This is a genomic window from Natronococcus sp., assembly GCF_047921035.1.
Lineage (GTDB): Archaea > Halobacteriota > Halobacteria > Halobacteriales > Natrialbaceae > Natronococcus.
The window spans coordinates 16850-32240 of sequence record NZ_JBLRWX010000041.1; the positions used below are offsets into that span (position 1 = coordinate 16850).

17 protein-coding genes and 1 pseudogene are annotated in these 15391 nt (G+C 63.6%); 7 read left to right on the forward strand and 11 right to left on the reverse strand.

Annotated elements, in window-relative coordinates; genetic code table 11:
• Positions 1-102: 102 nt before the first annotated feature.
• Together ACNA7R_RS10295 and ACNA7R_RS10300 are read right to left on the reverse strand one after the other, a co-directional pair.
• A complete protein-coding gene (locus ACNA7R_RS10295; RefSeq protein ID WP_416283476.1) occupies positions 103-1011 on the reverse strand; it encodes a tyrosine-type recombinase/integrase in 909 nt (302 codons plus the stop codon).
• Positions 1001-1102 (reverse strand): annotated as a pseudogene (locus tag ACNA7R_RS10300) (DUF5805 domain-containing protein); the annotation flags it as partial. The gene ACNA7R_RS10295 and the pseudogene ACNA7R_RS10300, both read right to left, overlap by 11 nt.
• Before the next feature lie 426 nt (positions 1103-1528).
• Here ACNA7R_RS10300 and ACNA7R_RS10305 point away from each other — a divergent pair.
• Entirely contained in the window at positions 1529-1915 is a 387-nt protein-coding gene (locus tag ACNA7R_RS10305) for a DUF5805 domain-containing protein (protein WP_416283477.1), read from the forward strand.
• On the forward strand, positions 1908-2942 hold the full coding sequence (locus ACNA7R_RS10310) for a tyrosine-type recombinase/integrase (protein WP_416283478.1): 1035 nt from the start codon (positions 1908-1910) through the stop codon (positions 2940-2942). Before ACNA7R_RS10305 ends, ACNA7R_RS10310 begins: the two co-directional genes overlap by 8 nt.
• On the opposite strand, the gene ACNA7R_RS10315 is transcribed toward ACNA7R_RS10310, so the two are convergent.
• The 8 genes from ACNA7R_RS10315 to ACNA7R_RS10350 form a co-directional block, all read right to left on the reverse strand.
• Positions 2926-3771: an HNH endonuclease gene (locus tag ACNA7R_RS10315; RefSeq protein ID WP_416283479.1), complete on the reverse strand. Its 846-nt coding sequence runs from the start codon at positions 3769-3771 to the stop codon at positions 2926-2928. The two genes, ACNA7R_RS10310 and ACNA7R_RS10315, sit on opposite strands and share 17 nt — an antisense overlap.
• Positions 3772-3916: 145 nt before the next feature.
• Positions 3917-5479: a PH domain-containing protein gene (locus ACNA7R_RS10320; protein WP_416283480.1), complete on the reverse strand. Its 1563-nt coding sequence runs from the start codon at positions 5477-5479 to the stop codon at positions 3917-3919.
• The gene (locus ACNA7R_RS10325; protein WP_416283481.1) at positions 5476-5964 is read right to left on the reverse strand and encodes a PH domain-containing protein; all 489 of its coding nucleotides are present in this window, start codon (positions 5962-5964) and stop codon (positions 5476-5478) included. The genes ACNA7R_RS10320 and ACNA7R_RS10325 overlap by 4 nt, the downstream gene beginning before the upstream one ends.
• A gap of 106 nt (positions 5965-6070) precedes the next feature.
• Positions 6071-6304 carry an HVO_2901 family zinc finger protein gene (locus ACNA7R_RS10330; RefSeq protein WP_416283482.1) on the reverse strand — a complete coding sequence of 78 codons (234 nt, stop codon included), beginning with the start codon at positions 6302-6304 and terminating at the stop codon, positions 6071-6073.
• 258 nt (positions 6305-6562) lie between these two features.
• The gene (locus tag ACNA7R_RS10335; protein WP_416283483.1) at positions 6563-7978 is read right to left on the reverse strand and encodes a class II fumarate hydratase; all 1416 of its coding nucleotides are present in this window, start codon (positions 7976-7978) and stop codon (positions 6563-6565) included.
• 20 nt (positions 7979-7998) lie between these two features.
• The gene (locus ACNA7R_RS10340; RefSeq protein ID WP_416283484.1) at positions 7999-9642 is read right to left on the reverse strand and encodes a PH domain-containing protein; all 1644 of its coding nucleotides are present in this window, start codon (positions 9640-9642) and stop codon (positions 7999-8001) included.
• A complete protein-coding gene (locus ACNA7R_RS10345; RefSeq protein ID WP_416283485.1) occupies positions 9639-10100 on the reverse strand; it encodes a PH domain-containing protein in 462 nt (153 codons plus the stop codon). The genes ACNA7R_RS10340 and ACNA7R_RS10345 overlap by 4 nt, the downstream gene beginning before the upstream one ends.
• A 99-nt stretch (positions 10101-10199) precedes the next feature.
• Positions 10200-10451, reverse strand: a complete 252-nt coding sequence (locus ACNA7R_RS10350) for a BolA family protein (RefSeq protein ID WP_005555254.1) — start codon at positions 10449-10451, stop codon at positions 10200-10202.
• Between the two features lie 94 nt (positions 10452-10545).
• Here ACNA7R_RS10350 and ACNA7R_RS10355 point away from each other — a divergent pair, with 94 nt between their 5' ends.
• From ACNA7R_RS10355 to ACNA7R_RS10375, 5 genes are all read left to right on the forward strand, one after another.
• A complete protein-coding gene (locus ACNA7R_RS10355; RefSeq protein ID WP_416283486.1) occupies positions 10546-11049 on the forward strand; it encodes a hypothetical protein in 504 nt (167 codons plus the stop codon).
• A gap of 90 nt (positions 11050-11139) precedes the next feature.
• A complete protein-coding gene (gene cysS / locus ACNA7R_RS10360) occupies positions 11140-12642 on the forward strand; it encodes a cysteine--tRNA ligase (RefSeq protein ID WP_416283487.1) in 1503 nt (500 codons plus the stop codon).
• 282 nt (positions 12643-12924) lie between these two features.
• Entirely contained in the window at positions 12925-13212 is a 288-nt protein-coding gene (locus tag ACNA7R_RS10365; RefSeq protein WP_416283488.1) for a ribbon-helix-helix domain-containing protein, read from the forward strand.
• Entirely contained in the window at positions 13205-13468 is a 264-nt protein-coding gene (locus ACNA7R_RS10370) for a type II toxin-antitoxin system RelE family toxin (RefSeq protein WP_416283489.1), read from the forward strand. The genes ACNA7R_RS10365 and ACNA7R_RS10370 overlap by 8 nt, the downstream gene beginning before the upstream one ends.
• A 255-nt stretch (positions 13469-13723) precedes the next feature.
• Complete coding sequence (locus tag ACNA7R_RS10375) at positions 13724-14431, forward strand: DUF6517 family protein (RefSeq protein ID WP_416283490.1); 708 nt, start codon at positions 13724-13726, stop codon at positions 14429-14431.
• On the opposite strand, the gene ACNA7R_RS10380 is transcribed toward ACNA7R_RS10375, so the two are convergent.
• Positions 14428-15391, reverse strand: a 964-nt coding sequence (locus tag ACNA7R_RS10380; RefSeq protein WP_416283491.1) for a presenilin family intramembrane aspartyl protease PSH, incomplete at its 5' end; no start/stop codon positions are given. The two genes, ACNA7R_RS10375 and ACNA7R_RS10380, sit on opposite strands and share 4 nt — an antisense overlap.

Below are 15391 nucleotides of genomic sequence, written 5' to 3' on the forward strand. Positions count from 1 at the left end.
ATCGACAGAACTCCGTTCCGACTCGGCCCTCCCGTAGCTTCCCGAACTGCGTCGTTCGACTGTCGGCCCGAGTCCGACGGGCAGTTTCGCGACTGGGCGCGGTCAGCACAGGGAGTAGACGTTCCGCTCGTAGACCGTACGGACCTGGTCGCCCCAGTTATGGGTGTAGGTGTCGATGACGTCGTCGGCCACGTCACCCCGGAGGTACTTGACAATCCCCCGATCGCCCGTACGATCCCGCAGGTGGGTCGTGAAGAAGTGCCGGAAGTAGTGGGGCGTGACGTTCTCGGTCGCTCCGCCGCCGGTCCGGTGCCAGCCGCGCTCGCGGGCGTGTTTCTCGACAACGTACTGCACGTCCGCGGGTTCGAGTCGCTCCCCCCAGCTGTCGCGGGTGTCGAGAAAGAGGGGATCGGCCGGCGACACCGGATCCGGTCGGATCGCCAGCCACTCGAGCAGCGCTCGGCGAAGTTCGTCGTCGACGGGAATTACCGTCTCCCGCTTTCGTTTGTTCGAGGCCGTTCGCTCCTCGCCGTTTACTGTCCGGCCCCGGGCCGGCTCGGAGTCGACGAACAGCGAGGCCGGGCGTCGCTCGAGGGGGTGAGCGATCGAGCCGACGAACCCGCGCATCTCCGGCACCGAGATATCCCGTCGGGTCGGGTTCGCGTCGATCGATTCGGACAGCTCCTCCATCACGAGCACCATCGGATTCGCCTCGAACGCGCCGACCCGGTTCATGTACTCGTAGAAGCGGTTGAGATAGGAGGCGTAGGTCGCGATCGTACTCGATTCGAACCGTTCGCGAAGCGAGTGAACCCAGGCCATACACTCCCGTCGACCGACCGCCGACACCGTCTCGGCGTCGAAGCGCTCGCGGACGAACCCCTCGAACTGGCGAAGCACTCGCTCGTAGGCCTCGAGGGTGCGCTCGCTTTTGCCGTGGTAGCGCTGGTCGTCCAGGAAGTACGCGATCGGATCCTCGATCGCGTCGGGGGCGTCGGCGCTACTCGCCATCGTCACCCACGAGCGTGTACCCGCCGTGGCGCCCGCTGTAGCGAACCCGGTTCTCGGCCTGGAGGTCCTCGAGTGTGTACGAATGTCGTGTCAGGTCGAGTGTCAGAGAACGAAGTCTTGGACCGTTATCAGTTTTGGCGTCGCACGTATATCGAAGGCAGTGTCGACCTGGACGGCGAGAGCCGAAATGTGATTCCACCGACAGCGATAGTCGTCGAATCTATGCAATTCGAAGACCGGTGTTTTGGGGCCGTGACCCCTAGGGTCTACGCCCGGAGGGACGTATATCAAATCACAGCCATTTACTGGTGGCCGCCGCAGTCTCAATCGACTACAAACGGAAGATCGTGCTTGGGGATTATTATTTGTATATGTGGGACTGGAAGTACAGATATAGTGGCGCTATCCAGCCAAATAATTCTGTATCCTCCCTCTATTCTCTATCCTCAAATACAAATAAATACCCTTATTTGTATTAGTGGGATAGGTTGAAGTGTACAGAAATCGAGAGCAAGATATGGCCGACGACGAGCGGGCCGCAGTGAAAACCTACGTCCCCCGGTACCAGAAACAGGAATGGAACGATCACGCCGACCAATTGGAGATGAGTCAGAGTGAGTTCGTTCGGACGATGGTCCAGGCCGGCCGACGCGAGTTCGAAATCCCGACGAACTCTGAACCGACCGAGTCGAATCCGGACACGGAGTCCGGTACTGCTGATCTCGAGGACCGAATTCTGACGGTACTCGATCAGGAGGAAGTCCTCGACTGGGACGAACTTATCGACGAACTGGTCGCCGATATCGAGGACGATGTCGATGCTGCACTAAGCACGCTACAGGACGAAAACCACGTTCGATACAGCGGACGTGACGGCGGATACGTTCGGATGGACAATGAGTGAGTGCGCCGAATCGATCACGTATTTCCTCGAGGACATCGAGCACCACGGACGAAATGACCGGACGATATCCGCGTACCGTCGTGTCCTCCTCGAATTCGAAGCGTATCTCGAGGGGGAGTTCGGGAAATCTCCCGTAGAGGCCGAGTACAGGGACTGCATGGCCTTCACACATGAACTCCGCACTCAGTACTCGGAAAGTACGGTCGCAAGTTACACCTCGTATCTCAACCGGTTCTACAGTTACCTAGTTCGTGTTGGTCGCCACGACGAGAACCCGATGGAGCTCGTATTAGAAGAAATGAGCGAATCGATTGAATCAAACCCCTCACGGCGAGACCTATCTCTGCTGGAGATGCGCAAGTTCGTTGCTACTGTCCATCACCCCCTGGATAGAGCACTCATCATCACGCTACTAAAAACGGGAATGCGGTCCGGCGAACTCTGCAATCTCGATCTGATTGATCTCAATCTCGATCACGACGCGATGTGGTGGAATCCGCGAGCGCAGATTACAAAACAACCCGATTCGCTGTATGTGTCTGCAAAACACACTCACGGGAACGAGTCCGGCGGTGAAGTACGGGCAGCCTCCAACAAGCGTAAACGTGAGACCGTTATCCCGATCGACGAAGAGCTCAAGGAGACACTGATTCGGTGGTTGAGTGTCCGTCCCGACACCCAAAATCCCGCACAGCCATTGTTTGTTGGAACAGCCAAACGATGGGGTGAACGGTTGACAATAGATATCGTTCACCAGACAGTTGAAAAATATGCTCGCAAGCATGGGTGGTACCGAGCCGGCGGCGGGGCGACCGAGAACGTGACACCTCACTACTTCCGGCACTTCTTTACGACCCACCTGCGGGACCGAACGGGGGACCGCGGGATCGTCAAGTACCTTCGGGGAGATGTCGCAAGCGATATCATCGATACCTACACCCACAACTGGGGAGATCGTGTCCGAAGAACGTACCTCGAGAACATCTACAGGCTTCGACCTGATTCGCCGCTTAGATCTGAAAGATAGTTCGGCGGTACTCGTTCTCGAGAGCGGAGAAATCAATCTCCGAATCCGTGTACGTTCCTAGAATATATTCCCGATGGTGAGGTGGTCCTGCAAATCGTTCTCTGAAAAAGTATCGGAGCGCGATCGGAGTGAAGTTATTTAGTTCGTTATCCGTCGAGTAATGTCCGTGTTCTCGGCCAACTTTCTCGAAGATGTACCGAACAGATGCCGGCGAAACACGTTCTCCCCAGTTCTCCCTGGTTTCCCGGAACAGTGCGTCGTTCTCGGGATGGTCCGGACGGATAGCCAGCCATTGCGACAGGATATGTTCCAATTGATTATCTATTGGGATCAGAGTACGTTGGTTCCGCTCTCGGCGGTTGCTGTACGGAAGGTTCCCACCGTAACGAACAATCAGACCGGATCCATCGAACTCGGCTACCGTTCCTGTACCCGAGATGTTGATATCGATGTCGTTAATCGAGAGATTACATAATTCTCCGAGGCCAATCCCGGTTTTTGCAACCGTACTGATCATCGCCAGCGAGAGCGGATGACAAATACTGGAACACATATCGGCGATTGTCGATTTCGAGAAAACGGATCGGGCAGCTGATGGAGGAGACGAAGTTTCCTTTCTCCCTCGACGATGACCGTGAGCGGCACGATGACAATCACGACACAGGGTAAGCAAATTATCCGGACGGTTCGTCCCTCGCGTCTGTATCGGCACGACATGGTGAACGACCAAGTTGGTCGTCTCACCGCAATTTCTACATGTATTTTCATCCCGATTCAGGATTCGGTTACGGATCTTGAACCACTCGTGACCATAAAGCCGGTCGTCCATCTCCGTAGGGATATATCAGACCCTAACAGTAATTGCTATCGGTGTTAAATCTAATTTATGGATTCCAAGAACGTGTTCGGAGTCGAACTTATGAATCTTATATCGCGATATGCAATTGGAATCGATCCCGTTCAACGACTCTAAGTCATCCGGTATCGGAGCAAGGGTCGTCACCGATCGAACCGTTTTCGTTTTCGAACCACTCCCCGACCGTCCGCTCTCGCTTTCGGGCCCGAAGCCGTTCCTGTAGCCGCTCCTCGATCTCGAGTTGCATCTCGAGCCCGCGCTCGCTATCGACGTCGTAGGCGATCGCCGCACGGCCGAGCAGCGAGGCCGAGCTGGCGGTGTCGGCGGTGACGCTCGCCAGGCGGCGCCGTCGCTGGAAGATCGACTGGGTGTGGACGACGGCCTGCACGCGGTAGTAGGGGACGACCTTCGTCGTCCGGTTCCAGAACCCGGTCCGGGCGAAGACGTAGCGGTCGCCGAGCTGGTGGCCCCGATTGCGCCACTTCAGGTGAGCCGCGACGGGAACGAGGACGACCAGTGCAGCGGGGAGGTACCACCGCTCGAGGGCCGTCGCGACCACGAGCAGGTAGCCGGCGGCGACTAACGCGGCGACGACCAGCAGGTACCGCACGCCGTACCGTTCTCGTGCGCGCTTGGGCGGGGCCTCGAGTTCGACCTCGCCGAACGGTTCGATCGACCGGGCCAGCCCGACGACGCGGTCGTAGCCGGCGAGCGGGATCGCCGACTCCGTCCCTCGAGAGCCCTGTCCGGGTGCGTAGCCGGCGGTTTCGACCGCCAGCGCGCCGTAGCCGAACCACCGGAAGGGAACACGTTCGGTGATCGTCAGCGTCTGGACCTTCTCAAGGGGGATGGTACCGCTGTAGCGCTGGACGAGCCCCCGCTCGTAGTGGAGTTCGTCGTCGACGCGGGTGAGCCGGAACCCGTAGTAGCGGTTGAAGGTGAGGACGGCGCTGACGACCCAGGCCGCGAGCAGGAACAGGACGACGAGCCAGGCGAGCGCGACGAGTCCGCCCTCCGCGCCGGGCAGGCCGTCGACCAGGTCGGCCGGGATCAGCGTCGTCGGATCGAACCCGCTGAGAAAGGATAGCGCGATCCCACCCAGCAGGCTGGCTCCGGGGTCGATCGTGAACACGCTGAGGATCGCGAGTTCGCGAGGCTGAATCTCGAAGAGGAGTTCCTCCTCGTCCTCGTCGGCCGCGTCTCGAGTCTCCGACGCCGACTCGTCGTCCTCGTCGCGTTCGGCTCGCGCGCCGCGGCGGAGCTGGCGCCTGAGCCGTCGAGCTTCCTCCTCGTCGACGTACTGCAGGGAGACCTCGGTCTGGCCGCCGCCGGCGGTCTCGATGTGGACGGCCGCGAGCCCGAACAGTCGGCTGAGAACCGGCTGTCGGACGTCGACGTTCTGGATTCGCCGGAGGGGAACCTCCCGATCGCGTCTCGCGAGAACCCCGGAGGCGACGTCGAAGGTGTCGCTCGTGAGTTCGTAGCGAAACCGCTCGTAGTAGGCGACCTCGTAGACGACCGCGACGACGATTCCGAGCAACACCATCCCGCCGACGGAGACAAGCGTCCCCCCGGCACCGCCGGGGGAGGCGAAGACGCCGGCGATAAAAAAGAGGAGGCCGACGTTGACGCTACGCGAGATCGATCGGACCGCGATCGAGAGCGGGTGGAGTTTCCTCATACCGCGTCCTCACCCTCGCTCTCGATCGCGAGCCCGCGCAGGTCCTCGCGGAGCCGCTCGGCCCGCTCGGGGGTCAGGCCGGGGATCGCGACGTCGGCGCTTCGCGAGCCCGCGGTGTAGACGACGACCGTCGCCAGCCCGGTCGCCCGCTCGATCGGCGACCGCCTCGAGTCGACGTGCTGGACGCGGACGTAGGGGACGACGGTCTTGATCCGGGTGAAGACGCCCCGCTCGATGTAGAGGCCGTCGTCCTGGACTTCGAAGCGCCAGACGGCGTAGCGCCGCCAGGCGACGACGACCCGGACGAGTCCGAGGGCGACCGCGAGACCGATCGCGCCCGGAACGAGCAGGTCCGGCGAGTTCGCCCACAGTCCCGTCTCCGAGAGTACCAACGCGGCGCCGACGAGAAAGCCGCCGACGATTCCGGCCCGGACCACCGCCAAGAACAGCCAGACGACGCGGACCCGGGGATTGAGTCGCTCCATGAGGAACCGAAGGGAAGGCGCGCGAATAAAAAGTCGGATCTCGGAATCGAGCGGGAGCCAGGAGCGGAGAGAGCGCAGAACGGAAAGGAGCCGAGAGCCGGGGCGGTCAGTGTGTCGCCGTTCGGACGTCGTCGACCTGATAGAGGTCCTCTCGGAGCCCCTCTCCGTCGCAGTCCTCGTCGGGACACTCGTAGTGCCACCCGTCCTCGGTCGCGTCCCGCTCGCGGAACCGGTCGCCGCATACCTGACAGAACAGTTGGGCTTTCTCGCAGGTATCCCGGTGGAGCTCGAGGGCGAGTTCGGTCTGGAACGACTGGTTGCAGTTACGACAGGTGTGCATATTTCGTCTGACGCGAGCATCCGTAAAAACTGCTTGGGTTCTTTTCTTGCGGCCGGATCACGCTTGATTTGGCCTCTTTCGGTCGGTTTGGATTCGACTGTCCGACAAGAAAGAACGATCAGCGATCGATAGTACTCGAGTCCGTGTGCTTCGTTTCGCGAGAGGTTCCCGACGACTCGAGCGCGACCCGTCGTCGACTGTTACACTATGACAGGATTGTGATGAGAGGGTGGTGAAACGCGCGTTTGGAGCGGGGGGTTACTCCTCTCGACCCAGAATTCCGCGTTCGGTCATCTTGCGAGGGTCGAGCACCTCGTCGGCTTCCTCCTCGTCGAGGTAGCCCTTCTCGAGGACGACCTCGCGGACCGTCTTGTCTTCCTTGAGCGCCGTTTTGGCGACCTCGCTGGCCTTGTCGTAGCCGATGTGGACGTTCAGCGAGGTTGCCATCGCCATCGACTGCTCGACCCGATCCCGGCAGTACTCCTCGTTGGCCTCGAGCGGGTCGACGAACCGCTCGGCGAAGATCTGGCTCGAGTTCGAGATCAGTTCTGCGGACTGCAGGAAGTTGTGGGCGAGCACGGGCTTGTAGAGATTGAGATCGATCTGGCCCTCCGCGGCGCCGGCGGAGACGGCAGCGTCGTTGCCGACGACCTGCTTGTGGACCTGGTTGACCGCCTCGGCGACGACGGGGTTGATTTTGCCGGGCATGATCGAGGAGCCGGGCTGGTTCTCGGGCTGTTCGATCTCGCCGAGGCCGTTACGCGGTCCCGACGCCAGCAGGCGAAGATCGTTGGCGATCTTGTTCAGCGAGCCCGCGACGACCCGGAGGGCGCCGTGGGCCTCACTCATGGCGTCGTGGGCCGCCTGGGCCTCGAAGTGGTTGTCGGCCTCGCGGAACTGGACGCCGGTCTCCTTCGTGATGTACTCGGCGGCGCGGCCGGGGAACTCCTCGTGGGTGTTCAGGCCCGTTCCGGTGGCGGTGCCGCCCAGCGCGAGTTCCGCGAGGTGGTCGCGAGCCTTGTCGACGCGGTCGAGGCCCTTTTCGACCTGGGTGCGGTACCCCGAGAACTCCTGGCCCAGCGTGACGGGCGTGGCGTCCTGAAGGTGCGTGCGGCCGGTTTTGACGACGTCGTCGAACTCCTCCTCTTTCTCCGCGAGCGATTCGCGCAGGGTATCCAGCGCCGGAATCACGTCCTTCTCGACGGCCTCGAGGGAAGCGACGTGCATCGCGGTCGGGATCACGTCGTTGCTCGACTGGCCGTAGTTGACGTGATCGTTGGGGTGGACGACGCGGTCGCCGATCTCCGCGCCCATGATCTCGGCGGCGCGGTTGGCGATGACCTCGTTTGCGTTCATGTTCGAGGAGGTCCCGGAGCCGGTCTGGAAGACGTCGACCGGGAACTGGTCGTCGTGCTCGCCAGCGATGACCTCGTCGGCGGCCTCGACGATCGCCTCGGCGACCTCGTCCTCGACCAGTCCGAGGTCGCGGTTGGCCTGTGCGGCGGCCTTCTTGACGACGCCGAGCCCGCGGACGAACCGCCGTCCGAAGCTAATCCCGGAGATCGGGAAGTTCTGGATCGCGCGCTGGGTCTGGGCGCCCCAGTAGGCGTCGGCCGGCACCTGCATCTCGCCGAGACTGTCCTCCTCGGTGCGGAACTCGTCGTCGCGTGTCATACCCGACACCTCGAGAGGGGTCAGGTAAAATCCACCGAAAAGCCGGCGTCGTCGGCGCGAGCCCGCTCCCGCAGGGCCGACTGCAGACGCGTGCGGCCGGTCCGGTGGACGCCGCGGGCGTCCTCGAGGTCGACGTCGTAGATCGTCGGGGTGTCCCAGAATAGCGTTCGCGAGCTGGCGGTGTCGACGATCAGCGAGGCGATGCCGAGTCGGCGCTGGAAGATCGACCGCCGGGTGGAGACGGTCTGGATCCGGAAGTAGGGGATGACGGTCGTCCGTCGGCGCCAGAACCCGCGTCGGATCACCAGGTGGTCCTCGCCGACGTAGTACCCCAGATGAACGTACCGCAGATGGGCGGCAGGCGGGACCGCCGCGAAGACGACCGCGGCGAGATACCACCGCTCGAGGGGCGTCACCTGCGCGAGTCCGAGGACAGCCGCGACGATCACGGCCGCGATCAGGGAGTAGCGAACGAGGTAGCGACGCCGGGCGATCGGCGATGGGCTCTCGAATGCGGGCGTCTCGACGTGCGTGAGGTTTTCCGCGAACCGGTGGACGTGGGTGGATCGAGCCAGCGGGACGGCCGACTGGCTGCCGCCGCTGCTGTCGGGGCCGTAGCCGGCAGTCTCGACCCACAGTCCGGCGTAGTCGATCAGCCGCTGGAGCGGGTTGTCGGTGATCGTGACCGACTGGACCTTCTCCGCGGGGATCGAGCCGCTGTAGCGCTGGAGCAGTCCCCGCTCGTAGACGAAGTCGTCGTCGACGCGACCGAGCTGAAAGTCGTAGTACGTCGCGAACGTGTAGGCGACGCTGACGAGGTAGGTGACGACGATCCCGTTTACCATCGAGACGACCGTCAGCACGCCGTAGCTCTGCGTGTCGCCCGTCTGGAGGTCCTGGGGGCCGCCGAACGGCTGAGAGGCGGCCACGAGCACGTCGAGGATCGTATCGGTCGCGAAGAAAAACAGGAACCCCACGGCGGCGAGGGCGGCCGGCCGCAGTGTCGTCAGCGAGTACAACAGGAGCTCGCGGGACTCGAGGGCGAACAGTCGCTTTCGGTTCGGTTCTGCCGGCTCGCGCCGGGACCGTGCCTCGGAAACGGACGGCGATTCTGCGCCTCGATCGGGTCGAGGCGGCTGCTCGCCGGGCGCTTTGCCCGCCGTCGGTCGATCGTCCTCGAGGGATGCGTCGGATGCGGGCTGGTCGCGGTCGCCGGCCTCGACGCCGGCGGTTCGACGACGGATCTGGTGCTGGAGGCGGTCGGCCTCCGACTTGCTCACGAGCTGGAGTGCGGCCTCGCTGTTGCCGCCGCCGGCGGTTTCGACGGTGACGACCGCGAGCCCGAGGACGCGCTGTAACACGCCCTGCCGGACGTCGACGTTCTGGATCCGTCGGTAGGGGATCTCGCGGGAGCGACGCGCCACGACCCCGGAGGCGACGTCGAACGTGTCCGGCGTGATTCCGTACTCGAAGCGGTAGTAGTAGACGACGCCGTACGCGGCGCCAAAGAGGAAGCCGAGCGCCGTGACCACCGGTAGCCAGGCGATACTGACGGCTGCGACGGTCCCCGCGAGGGCGGTGACGAGGAAGAACGGTACCCACAGCCAAAGCAGGCCGTACCGGAGCGCGTAGACGACCGCGCTGAACGGATGCAGCCGGTTCATACGGCGTCGTCGGCCTCGCTCTCGACGGCCAGTTCCCGCAGCGTATCCTGTAGCTTTCGAGCCCGGTCGGGCGTCAACCCAGGGATCCGAACGTCGGCGTTGCGCGAGCCGGCCGTGTAGACGACGACGCTCGAGAGTCCGAGCGTTCGCTCGACGGGGCCGAACTGCGTGTCGACGTGTTGGACTCGGACGAACGGGACGGCCGTTTCGACGAACGTGATGACGCCGCGCTCGAGATAGAGGGCGTCGCCCTGGAGTTCGAACTGCCAGATCTGGTAGAGACGGAGGGCGTAGGCGATACCCAGGACCGCCGCGACGGCGACGATCCCCACCAGTCCGGCCGTCGGCACGGGGGTGATCCACCGGTCGACGGCGACGAGGACGGCACCGAGCACGGCCGCCAGGATCGCCGTCTGTGCGATCCACAGCAGCCTGATCCGCGGGTGAAGCGACTCCATACGAACATTCTCGCGAGCGAACACGAGTATCCTGTGGTTCGAACCGTCGCTCGGACGGGGACCGATCGGAACGCGGGTCACGGGGGCGACCGACGCCGGCTACTCGAGGTCGTCGTACTCCTCGGGCGTGTACGTCGACAGCTCGAGGGCGTGAATGTCGGTCGTCATGTGGTCCTCGAGGGCGTCGTACACCTGCTGGTGTTGGCCGACCAGCGACTCGCCCTCGAAGGTCGGCGAGACGACCGTCGCGGCGAGGTGGTCGTCGTCGTGTTTGTCACGTGCGTGCGTGACGGTTGCCTCGGCGCCCTCGAGTTCGGATTCGATTACGGCTTCGACGTCGTCGGGTTTCATACCCGATCGATGGGGCGCTCGCGGCAAAAACGCCGCGGTCGCCGCCGATCACGAGGCTTATCCCTTCACAGTGGCGTGTCACAGCTGTACACCTATGTCGCTCGCGAGCGAAACGCGTCGAGCCGTTGACGGGGAACCGTTTCTCGTCGCCGCACTGCGGGCCGGAGTCGTCAACTACACCGCGGCAGCCCGGTATCTCGACGTCGACGGCGAGACCGACGCGGTCGCGACGGCGATCCGGCGCTACGCCGAGGAGCTTCCCGCCTTCGAGACCGACGCCCGAGAGGTCCGGGTCAGGATGGAGCGCGGAATCACGCCGGCGTCGATCGACGGCTCCCAGCCCGAGACGGCGCTGTTCGCGATCGGCGGGACGTCGTTTAGATCCGACAGTGGCGACCTGACGGCGATCGTCGCGACGGGCGACGTCGACGCGGTCGCGCTCGGGGAGACGCTGCGGCGACTCGAGGTCGAGGGGATCGAGCCGACCGCAGCCGGCGTCGGGGAGGGGGCGATGATGCTCGTCGTCGAGGGCCTCGAGGGGGCCGACGCCCTTCGAACGGTCGAGGACGCCCTCGAGGCGGTCCCCGTCCCGGAGTAGCGTTCCCTCGAACGCACGCGTCGACCGGTTTCGACACGGCAGTAGATCCAAAGACACGTTTTAACTGTAACCCGCGGATACACCCCTGTAATGACCCTGTACGTGACGAACACGTTGACGGGCGAGGCGGAGCCGTTCGAGCCGCAGGACCCCGACAATGTGCTGCTCTACTACTGCGGCCTGACGGTTTCGGACCCGCCCCACCTGGGCCACGCCCGCTCGTGGGTCCACGTCGACGTCATGCACCGCTGGCTCGAACAGCTCGGCTACGGCGTGCGCCACGTCGAGAACTTCACCGACGTCAACGAGAAGATCGTCGCCCGCGTCGGCGAGGACGATCTCGGCGAGGACGAGGCGGAAGTCGCCGAGACGTACATCGAGCGCACCCTCGCGGACATGCGCTCGCTGAACCTCCTGCGGGCGGAGGTCTACCCCCGCGTCTCGGAGCACGTCCCCGAGATCATCGACCTCGTCGAGACCCTGCTGGAGAAGGGGTACGCCTACGAGGCGAACGGCTCGGTCTACTTCGACGTCACCAGCTTCGAGGAGTACGGCAAGCTCTCGAACCAGGAACTCGAGGAGATCGAATCCCAGGGCGATCCCGACGAGCGCTCCGAGAAGCGCAATCCCGCGGACTTCGCGCTCTGGAAGGCCGACGGCGTCGACAGCGAGGCGATCGAGGAACACCGCCACGAGGGAGCCGCGCCCGCCGAGGCGGCCTGCGAGACCGCCCTGACCTGGGAGTCGCCGTGGGGCGAGGGACGACCGGGCTGGCACATCGAGTGCTCGGCGATGAGCACGACCCACCTCGGGGACACCCTCGACATCCACGTCGGCGGCCGGGACCTCGTGTTTCCCCACCACGAAAACGAGATCGCTCAGTCCGAAGCCGCGACCGACCAGCAGTTCGCAAAGTACTGGCTCCACTGCGAGCTGTTCCAGATGGACGAGGAGAAGATGTCCTCGAGCCTAGGGAACTTCGTCACGGTCGAGGAGGCCGTCGACAGCTTGGGAACGAACGTCGTCCGAACGTTCCTCACCGCGGGGTCGTACAACAGCCAGCAGCTGTACTCCGACGAGACGATCGCCGAGGCCGAGGAACGGTGGGACCGCCTCGAGCGCGCCTACGAGGCGGCGACGGCGGCGATCGACTCGCCGAACGCGGGCACCAAAGCCGAGGACGGCGAACTCCGTGAGGCAGTCGATGAGGCCCGCGAGGCCTTTACCGAGGCGATGAACGACGACTTCAATACTCGCGAGGCCCAGTCGGCGCTGCTCGAGATCGCGGCGGCGATCAACCGCCACCTCGAGGGCGGCGAGGGCGAGCCCGCCGACTACCGCGGACTGCGGCGGGCGGTCGAGACGCTCGAGGAGCTCGGCGGCGTGCTCGGGCTCTCCTTTACCGGGGAGACCGACGGCAGCGCGGAGCTCGCGGGCGACGTCGTCGAACTCGTCCTCGAGGTGCGCGAGCAGGAACGCGAGGCCGGCAACTACGAGCGGGCCGACGAACTTCGGGACGAACTCGAGGGGCTCGACGTCGAGGTTCAGGACACCGACGAGGGAGCGAGCTATCGGCTCCCCTCCGGCGAGTAGCCGTCGAGACCTATTCTCCGGTCGGATCGGTTTCACGCCCCTCTCGTTCGGTGAATTTCTCGAGTGATGGGATCGACAGTCGTCCTCTGACTGTCCACTCTGCGTCCCGTAAATCACATTCTGTTATATCGAAGCTCGACCGATGGTCCCGCATAACTTCGAAGTTTGCCGATTGACGAACGAAAAGCGACCCGCTGATCGATCCGTGTAGCTGTGAAATGTAGACACGGCGTTCCATACAGGGACAAACAGTTATCTGTGAGACGCACGTCTCACACAATAATGAGCACTGACACCAATGATAGCGGTGAAAGAAATGGTGACGGCACCTCAAAGATCGACGTCCGGGTTCCAAATCACCTCCTCGAGGAGATCGACGAGGAGTACGAGCGTCGCGGGTACACCTCGCGGTCGGAAGCGATCCGTGATGCACTCCGCGACTGGATCGATCCACCGACGAGGCTCTCTGACAAGACGCTCGAAGAGCTTGAAAAGAGCCGCGAGCAGCGGGAGCAGGGCGAAACGCAATCAGCCGACGACGTTCGTGAACGCCTCGGCTTGAATGACTGACGTCGAGTACACTGAGCAAGCGATCGGCCACCTCGAAAACCTTGATCCGCAAGTCGCCGATCGTGTGATGAACAAAGTCGACGAGGCGACTGACTGGACCGAACACCGACTCGAGCGTCTTTCCGGCTACCCATATTACAAACTTCGCGCCGGCGACTACCGAGCGATCATCACATGGAATCGCGACGACAATATTCTCATCGTTGAGGCGATTGGTCACCGACGGAACGTGTATGACCGACATCTTCCCCCATGACGCCTCTTAGTGCGAAATTCTCGGAGTACGAAAATTGACTCTTTCGCAGAGTGCGACGGACAGTTGTTAAGGAGGGGTACCGTTCAGTACGCACTGCAGACATAACGCCGGACGGTCCATACTACTCATGTCGGGACGTAGAACCGTCACTGGTGAGGAGGATTGGTGAATTTCTTCTCCGAACTGCTGATCACGAAACGGACGCCTCGAGTCGGCCGCGCCACTTATGCCTGCCAGGCGGTTCTTTCAGACTAAATGAATCGACGACAGTTCATCGCCGCGGGTGCGGTCGGCGGTGTCGGTCTCTCGGCCGGGTGTCTGGACGACTTCCTCGAGGACGCGACGACGTTTGCGGCCGCACCGGCGGTCGTCGCCGAGAGCGCGACCGACGACACGGGCTACGACTACCAGGGAACCGAGGAGATCGTCTCCACCGAATCCGTCGCCGGCCAGGAGATCGAAGTGACCAGCTACGGCTCCGAGTACACCCGGACGATCGACCTGCCGCTTGGCATCTTCGGCGGCGAGATCGAGGCCGGTGTCTTCGCCGTCATCACGACGCCGCAGGTCAGCGTCGCCGGCGAGGAGTTCAATCCGGTCGGCGAGATGGACAACGAGGAGATCGTCCGGGAGATCCAGGACCAGTACGAGGAGCTAACGATCGAGGAGTCGATCGGCGAACGCTCGGTCGCCGCCCTCGAGGACACAATCTTGCTCGAGACCTACGAGGGCGAGGCAATGTTACACGGCGAACACGGGATCGACGTCCTGCTCGACGTCGCACAGCACGAGTCCGGCGACGACCACCTCGTGATCGTCGGCGTCTACCCCGACCTCGAGGACTTCCCGATCGACTCCGAGCGCGATCGGATCGACGTGATGGTCCAGGGGCTCGAGCACGGCGACGACGTCGACGCGGAGATCGTCGAGACCAGCGAGGAGGAGGAGCCGCTCTCCGATTAGAGCCCGAGCGCGGTCGCGATCGAGACGCCGCTCGCGAGCGCGCCCAGCAGGTAGCCCCCGATCGCGCCGCCGTTGAGCAGCGGGAGCCCGGCGTGGGGCCGCCCCTTCAGGACCATCCCCAGGAGCACGAGCAGTCCGGCCAGCGTCCCGAGGATCGCACCCAGCGCGGGCACGTTCAGCGCGATTCCCGGCACGTCGAGCGCGCCCGCCTCGAGGAAGTACGCCGCGCTGGCGACCAGGATCGTCGGGATGATGGCGTCGCCCAGCCCGATGAACAGCGCGTCGCGGCCGGCGTCGACCGACCCCTCCTCGGCCCGACTCGAGTCGGACCCCTCGGGAGTCGGCACCCCGTCGTTTCGATCCTCCTCGAGGGTCGCCTCGGGGCCGTCGGCGAGGTAGGAGTACGACAGCGTCGTCGGAACGACCAGCACGACGGGGATCTTGAGGTCCATCACGCCCTCGGCGAGGTCGAGCATGTGTTCGGTCCGGTAGACGCTGATGGCGTCGTAGATCGCCAGCGCCGAGAGCAGCAAGATGGCGGGCAGGAGGCCGAAACTGATCCCGAACAGCGCTGCAGCGCCGGCGCCCATCAGCACGCCGGTGAGATCGATGACGTACCACTCCGGGTACAACAGAAGCGCGACGCCGACGCCGAGGGCTGCGCCGACGGCGACGACGTTGATCGACCCCGCCGTGACCACCGGCGGAACGAGTTCGGTGAGCACGAACCAGGCGAGGAAAACGCTCACGCCGATGACCAGCGCCCTGATAACCCACTCGAGGTTGTACCGGAAAGTCGCGAGCATAAAGCCGGTCGCGACGAGGATCACCGCGAAGTAGACGAGGCTGTTGGTCGGATTCTCCGGATCCTCGACGGCCTGCCGATCGGCGTCGTGGAACGGCTCGATCAGCGCCAGCGCGCCGAGTTGCACGGCCAAAAAGAGCGCCACGGTCGCGCCG